The sequence below is a fragment of the Propioniciclava tarda genome (assembly GCF_900182665.1).
Taxonomy (GTDB): Bacteria; Actinomycetota; Actinomycetes; order Propionibacteriales; family Propionibacteriaceae; genus Propioniciclava; species Propioniciclava tarda.
Map to the genome: position 1 here is coordinate 368,632 of NZ_FXTL01000002.1, position 13,331 is coordinate 381,962.

Annotated in this window: 13 protein-coding genes and 2 tRNA genes; 3 read left to right on the forward strand and 12 right to left on the reverse strand. The window is 70.0% G+C overall.

Annotated features, from left to right (window positions below; all coding sequences use genetic code 11):
• Window positions 1–16: 16 nt before the first annotated feature.
• The 7 genes from FN821_RS03620 to leuC all read right to left on the reverse strand — a co-directional run bounded on the left by FN821_RS03620 (window position 17) and on the right by leuC (window position 7,926).
• Window positions 17–2,455 carry an FtsK/SpoIIIE family DNA translocase gene (locus tag FN821_RS03620; protein ID WP_180319731.1) on the reverse strand — a complete coding sequence of 813 codons (2,439 nt, stop codon included), beginning with the start codon at window positions 2,453–2,455 and terminating at the stop codon, window positions 17–19.
• A gap of 67 nt (window positions 2,456–2,522) precedes the next feature.
• Window positions 2,523–2,852: a GNAT family protein gene (locus FN821_RS03625; RefSeq protein WP_131171173.1), complete on the reverse strand. Its 330-nt coding sequence runs from the start codon at window positions 2,850–2,852 to the stop codon at window positions 2,523–2,525.
• An 8-nt stretch (window positions 2,853–2,860) separates the two neighbouring features.
• Window positions 2,861–3,823, reverse strand: a complete 963-nt coding sequence (locus FN821_RS03630; RefSeq protein ID WP_131171174.1) for a thiamine-phosphate kinase — start codon at window positions 3,821–3,823, stop codon at window positions 2,861–2,863.
• Window positions 3,820–4,947 carry a D-alanine--D-alanine ligase family protein gene (locus FN821_RS03635; RefSeq protein WP_131171175.1) on the reverse strand — a complete coding sequence of 376 codons (1,128 nt, stop codon included), beginning with the start codon at window positions 4,945–4,947 and terminating at the stop codon, window positions 3,820–3,822. Before FN821_RS03635 ends, FN821_RS03630 begins: the two co-directional genes overlap by 4 nt.
• Before the next feature lie 64 nt (window positions 4,948–5,011).
• Window positions 5,012–5,782 carry a lysophospholipid acyltransferase family protein gene (locus tag FN821_RS03640; RefSeq protein WP_131171176.1) on the reverse strand — a complete coding sequence of 257 codons (771 nt, stop codon included), beginning with the start codon at window positions 5,780–5,782 and terminating at the stop codon, window positions 5,012–5,014.
• Window positions 5,783–5,908: 126 nt separating this feature from the next.
• Window positions 5,909–6,514: a 3-isopropylmalate dehydratase small subunit gene (leuD, locus tag FN821_RS03645; protein WP_131171177.1), complete on the reverse strand. Its 606-nt coding sequence runs from the start codon at window positions 6,512–6,514 to the stop codon at window positions 5,909–5,911.
• A 14-nt stretch (window positions 6,515–6,528) separates the two neighbouring features.
• Complete coding sequence (gene leuC, locus FN821_RS03650; RefSeq protein ID WP_131171178.1) at window positions 6,529–7,926, reverse strand: 3-isopropylmalate dehydratase large subunit; 1,398 nt, start codon at window positions 7,924–7,926, stop codon at window positions 6,529–6,531.
• A 98-nt stretch (window positions 7,927–8,024) separates the two neighbouring features.
• On the opposite strand from leuC, the gene FN821_RS03655 reads away from it, so the two are divergent.
• Both FN821_RS03655 and FN821_RS14160 read left to right on the forward strand, forming a co-directional pair.
• Window positions 8,025–8,750 carry an IclR family transcriptional regulator gene (locus tag FN821_RS03655; protein ID WP_131171179.1) on the forward strand — a complete coding sequence of 242 codons (726 nt, stop codon included), beginning with the start codon at window positions 8,025–8,027 and terminating at the stop codon, window positions 8,748–8,750.
• Window positions 8,751–8,755: 5 nt separating this feature from the next.
• Window positions 8,756–8,902 carry a hypothetical protein gene (locus FN821_RS14160; RefSeq protein ID WP_165489227.1) on the forward strand — a complete coding sequence of 49 codons (147 nt, stop codon included), beginning with the start codon at window positions 8,756–8,758 and terminating at the stop codon, window positions 8,900–8,902.
• Window positions 8,903–8,957: 55 nt separating this feature from the next.
• Here the strand turns inward: FN821_RS14160 and FN821_RS03660 are convergent, their stop codons facing one another.
• From FN821_RS03660 to FN821_RS03680, 5 genes are all read right to left on the reverse strand, one after another.
• Window positions 8,958–9,779, reverse strand: coding sequence for a rhomboid family intramembrane serine protease (locus tag FN821_RS03660; RefSeq protein WP_131171180.1), 822 nt, complete (start codon window positions 9,777–9,779; stop codon window positions 8,958–8,960).
• 62 nt (window positions 9,780–9,841) lie between these two features.
• Window positions 9,842–9,917, reverse strand: a tRNA-Glu gene (locus tag FN821_RS03665).
• Between the two features lie 66 nt (window positions 9,918–9,983).
• Window positions 9,984–10,055 (reverse strand) — tRNA-Gln (locus tag FN821_RS03670).
• A gap of 67 nt (window positions 10,056–10,122) precedes the next feature.
• Window positions 10,123–11,130, reverse strand: coding sequence for a CPBP family intramembrane glutamic endopeptidase (locus tag FN821_RS03675; RefSeq protein WP_131171181.1), 1,008 nt, complete (start codon window positions 11,128–11,130; stop codon window positions 10,123–10,125).
• The gene (locus FN821_RS03680; protein ID WP_131171182.1) at window positions 11,131–11,949 is read right to left on the reverse strand and encodes a fumarylacetoacetate hydrolase family protein; all 819 of its coding nucleotides are present in this window, start codon (window positions 11,947–11,949) and stop codon (window positions 11,131–11,133) included.
• 24 nt (window positions 11,950–11,973) lie between these two features.
• On the opposite strand from FN821_RS03680, the gene FN821_RS03685 reads away from it, so the two are divergent.
• Window positions 11,974–13,248 carry a thymidine phosphorylase gene (locus tag FN821_RS03685; RefSeq protein ID WP_131171183.1) on the forward strand — a complete coding sequence of 425 codons (1,275 nt, stop codon included), beginning with the start codon at window positions 11,974–11,976 and terminating at the stop codon, window positions 13,246–13,248.
• The last annotated feature ends 83 nt before the right edge of the window (window positions 13,249–13,331 follow it).

Consider the following 13,331-nt stretch of genomic DNA (forward strand, 5'->3'; position numbering starts at 1 on the left):
GCGCGGAGGCGTCCTGTCAGCCCTCGCGCAGGTTGAGCAGCACGGCGTCCAGATCGTCCGGCTTGACGAGGACCTCGCGGGGCTTCGAGCCCTCGGACGGGCCCACGACGCCGCGGGTCTCGAGGATGTCCATGAGGCGTCCGGCCTTGGCGAAGCCGACCCGCAGCTTCCGCTGCAGCATCGACGTCGAGCCCAACTGCAGGTTGACCACCAGGGACGCCGCCTCGAGCACCAGCTCGAGGTCGTCCCCGATGTCCTCGGCGACCTTCGTCGACTCGGCCACGACCGAGACGTCCTCGCGGAAGACCGGCTTGGCCTGCGCGCTGATGGCCGCGACGACCTCGCGGATCTCGTGCTCGGTCACCCAGGCGCCCTGGACGCGCACCGGCTTGCTCTGCCCCATCGGCAGGAACAGCCCGTCGCCCTGGCCGACCAGCTTCTCGGCGCCCGGCTGGTCCAAAATCACGCGGCTGTCGGTCATGGATGACGTCGCGAACGCGAGGCGGGACGGCACGTTGGCCTTGATCAGGCCGGTCACGACGTCCGTGGACGGACGCTGAGTCGCCAGCACGAGGTGGATGCCCGCCGCCCGCGCCAGCTGGGTGATGCGGACGATCGAGTCCTCGACGTCGCGGGGGGCGACCATCATCAGGTCGGCGAGCTCGTCGACGATCACCAGCAGGTAGGGGTACGGCTCAAGGCTGCGCTCGGAGCCCGGCGGCAGCTTGACCTGGCCGGCCGCGACCGCCTTGTTGAAGTCGTCGATGTGCCGGAACCCGAACGCTGCGAGGTCGTCGTAGCGGGCGTCCATCTCGCGGCAGACCCACTGCAGCGCCTCCGCGGCCTTCTTCGGGCTGGTGATGATCGGCGTGACCAGGTGCGGAATGCCCTCGTAGTGCGTGAGCTCGACCCGCTTGGGGTCGACCAGCAGCATGCGCACCTCGTCCGGAGTCGACCGCATCATGATCGAGGTGATCATCGAGTTCACGAAGCTCGACTTGCCCGAGCCGGTGGCGCCGGCGACCAGCAGGTGCGGCATCTTGGCGAGGTTGGCGACGAGGTAGCCGCCCTCGACGTCCTTCCCCAGGCCGACGGTCATCGGGTGATGGTCGTTGCGCGCCTTCGGCGAGCGCAGCACGTCGCCCAGCGAGACGATCTCCTTGTCGCTGTTGGGGATCTCGATGCCGATGGCCGACTTGCCGGGGATCGGCGAGAGGATGCGCACGTCCGGGGACGCCACCGCGTACGCGATGTTCTTCGCCAGGGCGGTGACCTTCTCGACCTTGATGCCCGTGCCCAGCTCGACGGCGTAGCGCGTGACCGTCGGCCCGCGCTGGTAGCCGGTCACGGTCGCATCGATGTCGAACTGCTTCAGCACGTCCTGCAATCGTCCCACGACGGCATCGGACGCCTCAGAGCGCGCCTTGGGCGTCGTGCCCGGCTTGAGGATGGAGTGGTCCGGCAGGACGTAGGCGACGTCGCCCGACAAGGTCAGCTGCTCCGCGCGTAGCGGGGCGTTCGAGTGGGCGGGCGGGAGCAACTCGGCCGGGGCGTCCGCCTTGGCCGCACGGCTGCGTCCGGCGGTCACCGGCGCCTTGGGGGCCTCGTCCAGGGCGAGCGGGGCTGCGCCCGGGGCGCCCTCGTCGTCGGTCAGCGCCTCGAGGATCAACGGGGTCTCGTAGGCCAGGTCCGCGCGGTAGGTCGTGACCCGAGGGGTGCGCGAGGCGGCCATGACCTCGCGAACCCGCTGCAGGCGCATCGGCACCTCGTGCAGCGGAATGCCGACGATGACCAGGACGCCGAACAGGCTGAGCAGGACCAGGATCGGGGCGGCCACCCAGGCCGTGAGCAGATCGGCCAGGAAGCTGGAGGAGATGAAGCCGAGCATGCCGCCCGCGGCGCGCAGGTCGAGCGGGTGCTGTGGGTTGGGGATTCCCTTGGCGATGCTGATCAGGCCCAGCACGCCGAGCACCAGAGCCGTCCAACCGACCGCCTGGCGTCCGGCTGGGCCGTTGTTCTCGGGATGGCGAAGCGTCCGCCAGGCCATCGCGGCGGCGCACAGCGGCAGCGCGTAGCTGAACGACCCGAAGACCGTGGTGACGACCATCCGCAGCCAATCGCCAGCCGCGCCAGGCAAGGCGAACCAGGACGCCGCGGCCGTGACAAGCGCCACCGCCACGAGTGCGAGCCCGGCGCCGTCGCGGCGCACGGAAGGATCGATGTTGCGGACCGCGCGACCCACCGACCGGACGGCTCCGCCGAGCAGATGGGCGATGCCGTTCCAGAGCCCCGCCACGCCGCGTCCGAGCGTCGACAACACGCCACCCGAGGACCTGGTCCTGGGACGTGCCGTCGTGGGTCGTTTGCTTCCGGAGCCAGCCGAACCTGACCTCGCCCCGCCCGTACGGGCAGACGTCGATCGGGTCCGCGTGGGGGAAGACGCGCGGGTCGCCATGGAGGTCACCCTAACAAGCTCCCGCGGCCGGACCCCCGAGCCGGGCGTCCGCCACGCCGAGCGCGGCTCAGACGGTGGGGTCGTCGGTGAGAGCTTGGTAGAGCACGTGGTCCTGCCAGACGCCGGCGATCTTCACCAGCTTCGGCGCGAGGCCGTAGCGCTCGAATCCGTTGGCGAGTAGAGCCTTCTGCGACGCGACGCTGTGGACGAGGGTGCCGGCCTCGAGCCGGTGCAGACGCAGCGCCTTCTCGATCACGGTGCGCTGACCCGTCAGCGTGAAGTAGTCGTCGCCCCGGGTCGGCTCCCACGGCTCGAGGTGTTCACGGGACGCGACCAGCAGGGCCGCCAGTTCGTCCGCGTCCGAGAGCTCGACCAGGCGAATGCGCAGCTTCGTCATCCCCGGACTCAGAAGTGCGTCCAGCCGCCATCGGCGTCCCAGGGACGTCCGTCGACGAGGACGCCCGGGGTCCCGTCGGCGGCGGCAACGCCGCCGATGACGGTCCAGCCGGCCGGGACGCGTCCCGGAGCGAAGGTGGCCAGCAGCGCGTGATCGTCGCCGCCGCGCAGGATGAAGTCGAGCGGTTCCGCTCCCCCGATGGCCGCGGCGACCGTCTTCTGCGGCTCGGCCACCTGCAGCGCGTCCGTCTCGAGGGCGATGACCACCCCGGACGCCTCGGCGATGTGCCGCAGGTCGGCCACGAGCCCGTCCGAGCAGTCGATCATGGCCCCCGCTCCCGCTTCGGACGCGACGATCCCCTGGCCGTACGGCGGTGCGGGCACCCGGTGCGCGTTCACGACCGCCGCCGGCGAGCGGAAGCCGCGACGCAGCACCGTGAGCCCGGCCTCGGCCATGCCGAGGTTGCCGATGTAGGCCACGACCTGGCCCGGCACCGCGCCGCACCGCAGCGTCGGCGTCCGGCCTTCGAGGTCTCCGAAGACGGTGCAGACGATGCCGATCTTGTCGCCGCTGGTGATATCGCCGCCGACGAGTTGGGCGCCGCACAGCTCGGCCTCGGCGCGGATGCCTGCGGTCAGTTCCCGCGCCCAGGACGCCGGCAGGTCCTTGGGCAGCGAGGCGCTGACCACGAGACCCAGGGGGCGCGCCCCCATCGCCTCGACATCGGCCATCGCGGACGCCACGGCCTTGCGTCCGACGTCGTGGGCCGACGACCAGACACGCTTGAAGTGGACGTCCTCGATCATCGCGTCCGTCGACACCGCGAGGCGTCCGGTCGGGGCCAGCACGGCGCAGTCGTCGCCGACGCTCACCGGCACGGACGCCGTGGGCCCGAGGCCTTCCGTGATCGCGGCGATCAGCCCAAACTCGCCGACGTCCCGGACGGTCGGCTCCGGTGGCCGGAGGCTCACCGCAGGCCCATGGGGCGCTCGAGGGCCAACTGGACGAGGGCCGCGATCAGGTCGGGGTAGGCCAGCCCGGACGCCGCCCACAGCGAGGGGTACATCGACGTCCGGGTGAAGCCCGGCATGGTGTTGATCTCGTTGACGACCACGTCGTCGTCCTCGGTGACGAAGAGATCGACGCGTGCCAGCCCCTCGCAGTCGAGGGAGTTGAACGCTGTGGCCGCGACCCGCTGCATCCGGCTCAGCAGGGCCGGGCTGACGTCGGCGGGGATCTGCAGCGTGACACGCTCGTCCGGGGTGTACTTGGCCTCGTAGTCGTAGAAGGCGTCGTCGGTGTGCACGAGAATCTCGCCCGCGATCGACACCCGCGGACGCCCGCCGGTCACCCCCAGCACCGACAGCTCGATCTCGCGGACGCCGACCAGCCCCTCTTCGACCAGGACCTTGGGGTCGTGCTGCTGGGCCGCATGGATTGCTGCAGGGAGGTCCGCGGGACCAGTCACGCGGCTGATGCCCATGGACGACCCAGCGCGGGCCGGCTTGACGTAGAGCGGGAACGAGAGGTCCGCAGAGCACTTGTCGAGGAGGCGTCCGGGGTTGGCGTCCCAGGCGGCCTTCGTGATCGTCACCCACGGACTGACGCTCAGCCCGGCGCCCATCAGCTGGCGCTTCATGATGTCCTTGTCCATCCCGTTGGCGGACGCGGCGACGCCGGAGCCGACATACCGGATACCCAGCATCTCGAACAGGCCCTGGATCGTGCCGTCCTCGCCGAACGGTCCGTGGAGCAGGGCGAACGCCACGTCGAAGTCGTGGACGTCGGAGAGCCGGTCGCCGTCCAGCGTGGCGACCCGGCCGCCGCCGTTGGTTCCGCGGAAGACGGACGCCTCGGGGCGTCCCTCGTCCAACCGTGGAAGACGGTCGTCGACGACCTCCATCGCCCGCATGTCGGCCAGGGGCACCTGCACCCAGCGACCGGACGGCGTGATCCCGATGCCGACGACGTCGAAGCGCTCGCTGTCGATCGCGCGCGTGACCCCGCCGGCCGTGAGGCACGAGACGTCGTGCTCCGAGCTGACCCCGCCGAAGATCAGCGCCACCGTGATGCGGTCTGCTTGGTGGTTCGACATGGAGGCTCCTGCCGGTCGTCAGTGTGGTGGACCGCGGGCCAGCCTAGCGAAGCCCTCAGCGCCGTCAGTGCGGCTGGCGCGCGCCGACCCGGGTGTCCCAGCGTCCCTCGGGGGCCTGTTGGCCACGCGCCTGCTCGACGAGCACCGTGATGGCGTCGAGGATCCGGTCGGTGGCGACCTGGAGGTCGGCCTTGCTGGGCTCGTCGCCGTACAGGTCGGCCAGGGGCACCGGCGGGCCGGCGATCACCCGCATCGTCCGGCGCGGCCAGATGTGGAATCCCGGCCGCCCGGGCGGCATGACCTCTTGCGCGCCCCATTGCCCGACCGGGATGACGGGCGTCCGGGTGGTGAGGGCCAGGCGGGCCGCGCCGGGGCGTCCGGTCATGGGCCAAAGATCGGGATCCTTGGTCCGGGTGCCCTCGGTGTAGATGACGACGCAGCGGCCCTTTTCGAGGGCAGCGCGGGCGTGCGTGAGGGCGTCACCGGCCCGGTCCGTCCCGCGATCGACGGGGATCTGCTCGCACTTGCGGGCGATCCAGCCGACGACCGGCCAGGTGAAGACCTGCCGCTTGCCCAGGAAGTACGGGAAGCGTCCGGACCACATCAGGAAGTGGCCGATCGCGGGCGCGTCGTAGTTGGAGATGTGGTTCGGGCAGACGATCAGGGGCCCCTGCGCCGGGATCGCGCTCGCCGGACCCCAGTTCTGCTTCGAGGTGCGTCGCATGAGCCAGCCGAAGGCCTTGGTGATGGCCTCGTAGAACGGCGTCGCCGCGTCGCGATTGACCTGCCGGAGCGGACGCTGGGCGCGTCCGTCGTAGGGCTCGAGTTCGGTCACGGGCTCCCCATCGTCGCTGTACCGCGCTAACGGTAGCGGTCGGCGTCCGGGATGAAACCGACGCGCATCAGCGGACGTGCGCGTCCGGAGCACCCGCCAGACCACCCGCGTCGGAATCGTCCCGTGTCAGGAGGCCACGCGCACCGGAAGCGTGGTCGGCTTGAACGACGGACGCGTGGCCTCGTACGCCGAGATCGCGTCGGCGTGGCTCAGCGTGATGCCGATGTCGTCGAGGCCGTTCAGCAGCCGATGCGCCGTGTAGTCGTCGATCGTGAACGGGTAGGAGTTGGCCCCGGCCGTCACAGTGCGGTCGGTCAGGTCCACGGCGATGGTCGAGCCGGGGGCGTCCTCGAGGTAGCGCCAGAGCTCCTCGACCACGTCCTGGTCGACCTGGGCGATCAACAGCCCGGCCTTGCCGGAGTTGCCCCGGAAGATGTCCGCGAACCGGCTGCCGACGACGACCTTGAAGCCGTAGTTCTGCAGGGCCCACACCGCGTGCTCGCGGGAGCTGCCCGTACCGAAGTCGGGTCCTGCAACGAGCACCGATCCGGACGCGTACGCCGGCTGGTTCAAGACAAAGTCGGGGTCGGTGCGCCAGGCCGCAAACAGGCCGTCCTCGAAGCCCGAGCGCGTCACCCGCTTGAGGTAGACCGCGGGGATGATCTGGTCGGTGTCGACGTTGCTCGGCCGCAGGGGGACGCCGATGCCGGTGTGGGTGGTGAACTTGTCCATGGTTCAGGCTCCGATCACAGGTCCGCGGGGGACGACAGGGTGCCGCGCACGGCGGTCGCCGCGGCGACCTCCGGGGACACGAGATGGGTACGGCCGCCCTTGCCCTGGCGCCCTTCGAAGTTGCGGTTGGACGTCGACGCCGACCGCTCCCCCGGCGCCAGCTTGTCCGGGTTCATGGCCAGGCACATCGAACAGCCCGCCTCGCGCCAGTCGGCGCCGGCCTCGGTGAAGACCTTGTCGAGCCCCTCGGACATCGCCCGGACGCGCACCCGCGCCGAGCCCGGCACGACGAGCATCCGGACGCCGTCGGCCACCTTGCGGCCCTTCAAGACGGACGCCGCGGCGCGCAGGTCCTCGATGCGTCCGTTGGTGCACGAGCCCAGGAAGACGGTGTCGACCTTGATGTCGCGCAGCGCCATGCCCGGGGTCAGCCCCATGTACTCGATGGCCTTCTCGGCGGCGGCGCGATCGACGGCGTCCGCGATCTCGTTCGGCACGGGGACGTTGGCCGAGAGCGGCAGGCCCTGCCCCGGGTTGGTGCCCCACGTCACGAACGGGGTGAGCGCGGAGGCGTCCAGGTCGACCTCGGCATCGAAGGACGCGTCGGCGTCCGAGTAGAGGGTCTTCCAGTACGCCAGCGCCGCGTCCCACTCGTCGCCTTCCGGCGCGTTCGGACGCCCCTGCAGGTAGGCATACGTCGTCTCGTCCGGCGCGATGAGGCCCGCTTTGGCGCCCCACTCGATCGACATGTTGCAGATCGTCATGCGGCCTTCCATCGACATCTTCTCGATGGCCTCGCCGCGGTACTCGGCGATGTAGCCCTGGCCGCCGCCGGTGCCGACCTGCGCGATGAGCGCCAGGATCAGGTCCTTCGGGGTGACTCCGGGGGCCAGGTCGCCGCGGACGTTGACGGCCATCCGCTTGCCGCGCGCCTGGGCGAGGGTTTGCGTGGCCAGCACGTGCTCGACCTCGCTCGTCCCGATGCCGAACGCGATCGCGCCGAAGGCGCCGTGGGTCGCGGTGTGGCTGTCGCCGCAGACGATCGTCATGCCGGGCTGGGTCAGGCCCAGCTCGGGTCCGATGATGTGGACGACGCCCTGGTCGGCGGTGCCGAGGGAGTGGATCGGTACGCCAAACTCCGCCGCGTTGGCCCGGAGGGTGTCGACCTGGAGCTTGCTGACCGGATCTGCGATCGGGGCCAGGATGTTCTCGGTCGGCGTGTTGTGGTCCTCGGTCGCGAGCGTCAGGTCCGGACGCCGTACGCGTCGGCCAGCGAGCCGGAGCCCATCGAACGCCTGGGGGCTGGTGACCTCGTGCACGAGGTGCAGATCGATGTAGAGCAGATCGGGCTCACCGGCCGCGGTCCGGACCACGTGGGTCTCCCAGATCTTGTCTGCAAGGGTCTTGCCCACCGCAGCTCCTTCGTGAAAGTATCTCGACGTCGAGAAAAGCCGATCTATCGCTCTATTCTCGCTTGCTATGTCACCAATCGAGACGGCAGTATCACACTATGGACAATTCCAGCGGCGTCGGCGTGCTCGACAAGGCAGCGCTCGTGCTCACAGCGCTCGAGCAAGGCCCCACCACTCTCGCAGGGCTCGTCGGGGCGACGGGGCTCGCGCGGCCGACCGCTCACCGCCTCGCCGTGGCGCTGGAGCACCACCGCCTCGTCAGCCGTGATCTGCAGGGCCGCTTCGTGTTGGGCCCCCGCCTCACCGAGCTGGCGTCCGCAGCCGGCGAGGACCGGCTGCTCGCGACCGCGGGACCGATCTTAAACCGGTTGCGCGACATCACCGGCGAGTCCGCTCAGTTGTTCCGCCGCCAGGGTGACCTGCGCGTGTGCGCCGCGGCCGCCGAGCGTCCGTCCGGCCTGCGCGACACCATCCCGGTCGGCGCCCAGCTCACGATGTCGGCGGGCTCCGCCGCTCAGGTGCTGCTCGCGTGGGAGGACCCCGAGCGCATCCACCGCGGACTGTCGAGTTCGTCGTTCTCCGCGGTAGCACTGGCGACCGTGCGTCGGCGCGGATGGGCCCAGTCGGTCGCTGAGCGCGAGCAGGGTGTGGCGTCGGTGTCGGCCCCCGTCCGCTCCCCCTCGGGCAAGGTCATCGCCGCGGTCTCGGTGTCGGGTCCGATCGAGCGGCTCAGCCGCCAGCCCGGACGCATGCACGCACCGGCCGTGATCGCCGCAGCAGAGCGCCTGTCAGAGGTCTTGCGCCGCTCCGGCGCCGAGGGCTGAGGGTGATGGATCCCTCGGATGCGGCACTGTTGGCGGCGGAGGCCGACCTGCGACGTGAGGCGTCCGAGGTGTGGCAGCGGCTCGGGTTGACCGAGTTCTGGCCGGCTGGACCGTTCATCGAACCGGCGCCCAAGCGCTCGGGGTCATGGTGAACCGCGACATCGACGCGACGATCGCCGTGCCAGACCTAGGGGCGACCCAGTACGTTCAGCGGTCGCCGCGCAGGCGGTTGCGAATGTCGCCGAGCTCCTTGCGCTCGGCGTCGGTGAGGCTCTGCAGGCCACCTTCGCTGATGCGGTCCAGCAGCGTGTCGAGGCGCTCGCGATCGGACGCTCGCCGCGTCTGCTGCCGGGCTGCTGCTCGGTCAGCGCTCTTGGGGCGAGCCGGACGGGCCGCTTTGGTCATCCGACCCGGAATCCACGCGTAGTCGCTCAACAGGCCCTGGCTACGCGCCACGATCGCCACCAAGAGGACGCCGAGCAGCAGGCTGACGATGTTGGCCCAGCCCCGCGCCGCCAGCAACTGCAGCACCTGCAGCGCGAGCAGAATCGCGCCGAACGCCCAGGCCTGGATTCCGAAGAACAGCGGACGCCTCGGGTACTCCGCGATCCAGACCAGCAGGACCATGAACTCGATCAGGCCGATTCCGGCCAAGAAGAGCGCGGGCGAAACGAAGCCCACGACCATCGTCGCGGTCGTCAGGCTCAGCCACACCCCGCCCAGGAACCAGGCCATGCGTCGGCGTCCGATCTGGCCTTCGAGCTCCGTGCCGAAGTACCAGAAGAAGAAGAGGTTGAGCACGCCCCAGAACGACAAACCGTCGGCCAGCGGCCACGTGATCAGCCGCCAGACCTGACCGTCCCACACGGCGCCAGGGATGAGCGCAAAGTCGGAGCTCAGGGGCGGGTAGATCACCCAGGCGAGCCAGGAGGCCACCGTGACGAGGACCACGAACATGACGGTCGTGACCTCGAGGCGTCCGACCCTGAACCACGAGTCGTTACTGGACGCCGGCCACATGCTGCTCATGGCGCCCAAGCATGCCAGACGCGAAACAGGGCGAGTCCGAGAGGACTCGCCCTGTTGCCACCTGGTAGCCCCGACGGGATTCGAACCCGCGCTACCGCCTTGAGAGGGCGGCGTGCTAGGCCGCTACACAACGGGGCCAGGTTGTCGCGTTTGCGACCAGAAGACCTTACCAGAGCCTGCGTGGCGCCTGGAAATCGCCTTCCGCAGGGGTACTAGGACTCGAACCTAGACTGACGGAACCAGAATCCGGCGGGCTGCCAATTACCCCATACCCCTAGGCCTGCGAGCGGGGGTGGAGCCCCACTCACAGATTCGCTGGCCTTGCGGCCAGCGAGGTCAAACCTTAGCGCACCGTTTTGACTTCACCCAAACCGGACGCCGACGTGCGGCTCCGCAGGCGGAGCGCCCGCCCCACCCCCAGGGCGGCCAGGGTGAAGACCGCGTACATGACGACCTCGCCGACGGCGTCCATCGGTGTGACCTCGGTGGTGGCCTTGAGTGTCGCGATGCCGGTTGACAGGCCTGCGTAGACGAACGCGCACATGTTGTTGACGATGTGGGCGGCGATGCCGGCCTCGAGTCCCCCGAGGTAGACGACGAGCAGGGCGGCGAGGACGCCGAACGCGAAGCGGCTGCCGAACAGCCACGCGTTCTGCGTCCCGTGGAACAGGGCGAAGACGAACGCGGAGCCGACGATGCCCACCCACTTGCTGGACGCGAGCGAGCCCAACGCCTGCAGCAGGTAGCCGCGGAAGAAGACTTCCTCGGCCGCCGCTTGGAGCGGGGACGTCAGCAAGATCGCGATGAGGAAGCCGACGAAGCCCTCTTGGGGCTGCAGGACGAACGGACGCCCCGCGAGGGCGTTCTGGAGCAACAGGACGGCGTTGAGGGCGACGAAGGCCACCGGCAGGAAGATGAAGAGCGCCCGCCAGCGCAGGCCGGGCCGCACCGAGAAGAGATACGCCGGACGCACGTGGTGGATGGTCAGGATCACGGCGGCGGAGATCGGGATGAGCAGTGCGATGCCCAACTGGGCGGCCACCATGCCGAACGGAACCTCGTACGACAGCAGGGTCTTGTAGGTCTCGGGGAAGGTCGTCGCCCGGCCCGTCGCCAGCCAATAGGCGACAGCCAGGAGTTGGGTCAGCAACGGCGTGAAGGCGAAAAAGCTGCCGATCCCGATGATCACGCCGAGGATGCCGATCAGCGGGCGAGCCCCCGGCGTCCGGAGCACCCCCGTGAACTCGACCCCTTCCGGCACCTGCTCGGTGGCCCAGAAGGAGAGGGCACCGGTCCTAGTCGGGGCCTTGGCGATCGGACGCGGCGCCGGCTTACGCTTGTCGGACGCCACTCAGGCGTCCTGCGACACGACCGGGTTCGACAGGACGCCGATGCCCGAGATCTCGACGTTGACGCGGTCGCCGGCCACGATCGGACCGACGCCGGATGGCGTCCCGGTCAAGATGACGTCGCCGGGCAGCAAGGTGCAGAACGAGGACACGAACTCCACCAACTCGGCGATGCCCCGCATCATCAGGCCCGTGTTGCCGTGCTGGCGCTCCTCCCGCAAGCCGTCGGCGTGCTCGACCGTGACCGTGATGTCGAGGTCGGACGCCTCGTCGACGCTCAGATGCGTGACGATCCACGGCCCGAGCGGGCAGAACGTGTCGTAGCCCTTGGCCCTCCCCCATTGGACGTCCGACTTCTGCAGATCGCGGGCGCTGACGTCGTTGGCGGCCGTGTAGCCGAAGATCACCTCCGGCACGCGGTCGCGGGGGACGTCGCGGCAGATGCGTCCGATGACGATCGCCAGTTCGCCCTCGTGGTCGACATGCTTCGTGGCGTTGGGGTAGACGATGGGCTCCCCCGGACCGATCACGCTCGTGTTCGGCTTCAGGAAGCTGACCGGCGCGTCCGGGATCTCGTTGCCCAGTTCGCGGATGTGGGCGACGTAGTTGCGCCCGATGGCGACCACCTTGGAGCGCGGGATGACCGGCGCGACCAGGCGGACATCGTCCAGGTGGAGCCGCTCGCCGGTGTACTTCACCGGGCCGGCCAGCGGGTCGCCCGTGAGCGTGCGCACGGTATCGGGATGCTCACCGCCGTCTGCTGCCAGTTCGACCACGCCGTACACGGGGTCTTCCCCCACCACATAACGAGCGATACGCATGGGGAAGAGGGTACCGTCGCCGGCATGGCGAGTTTTGACGTGGTTGACCTCATCCGGACCAAGCGCGACGGAGGCGTCCTGAGTGACGACGAGATCCGCTGGCTGATCCGGGCGTACACCGACGGCGGCGTCGGAGACGAGCAGATGGCGGCCATGGCGATGGCGATCTTCTTCCGCGGCCTGGACGGCCGCGAGCTCCCGACCTGGACGACGGCCATGATCAACACCGGCGAGCGCATGGACTTCTCGTCGCTGTCCCGGCCGACCGCCGACAAGCATTCGACCGGCGGCGTGGGCGACAAGATCACGCTGCCGCTGGCGCCCCTCGTTGCGGCCTGCGGCGTCGCGGTTCCGCAGCTCTCGGGCCGCGGGCTCGGCCACACCGGCGGCACGCTCGACAAGCTCGAGGCGATCCCGGGTTGGCGGGCGTCCCTGAGCAACGCCGACATGCTCGCCCAATTGGAGGATGTCGGCGCCGTGATCTGCGCCGCCGGCACCGGCCTGGCCCCCGCCGACAAGAAGCTGTACGCCTTGCGCGACGTGACGGGCACCGTCGAGTCGATCGCCATGATCAGCGCCTCGATCATGAGCAAGAAGATCGCCGAGGGCACCGGCTCGCTCGTGCTCGACGTCAAGACCGGATCGGGCGCCTTCATGAAGACGCGCGAGAACTCGGACGCCCTCGCCCGCACCATGGTCGCCCTCGGCAAGGCCGCCGGCGTCAACACGGTCGCCCTGGTCACTGCCATGGACGCTCCCCTGGGCCGGTCCGCCGGCAACGCCTGCGAGGTGGCCGAGGCGGTGGAGGTGCTCGCCGGCGGCGGACCAGCCGACGTGGTTGACCTCACCCTCGCTCTGGCCCGCGAGATGCTCGCCTGCGCCGGTGTGGACGCCGATCCGGCGGAAGCGCTCGCGTCCGGTCGGGCCATGGACGTCTGGAAGCGCATGATCGCTGCTCAGGGCGGCGATCCGGACAGCCCCCTGCCCGTCGCCCAGCACACGGAGGTCGTCCGCGCCGCGTCCGATGGCTTCATCACCAGCATGGACGCCATGGCCGTCGGTCTCGCTGCCTGGCGGCTCGGCGCCGGACGCGCCCGCAAGGAGGATCCGGTGCAGGCGGCGGCCGGCGTCACCTGGACGGCGGGCGTCGGCGACCGCGTCAGCGCCGGCCAGGAGCTGTTCCGCCTATCCACGGACGACGCGGACCGGGTGCCCCGCGCCCTCGAGGCCCTCGCGGACGCCGTGACGATCGGGGCCGAGCGCGTCGATCCCGGACCGGTCGTGCTGGGAGCCTGCTGAACAAGGCGTCTATCTGACGGCGGGTTGGTCGTGGGTGGCGGGTGGGTCGCCGTCGCGGCTGTCGAGCGGCGAGGGTGAGTCAG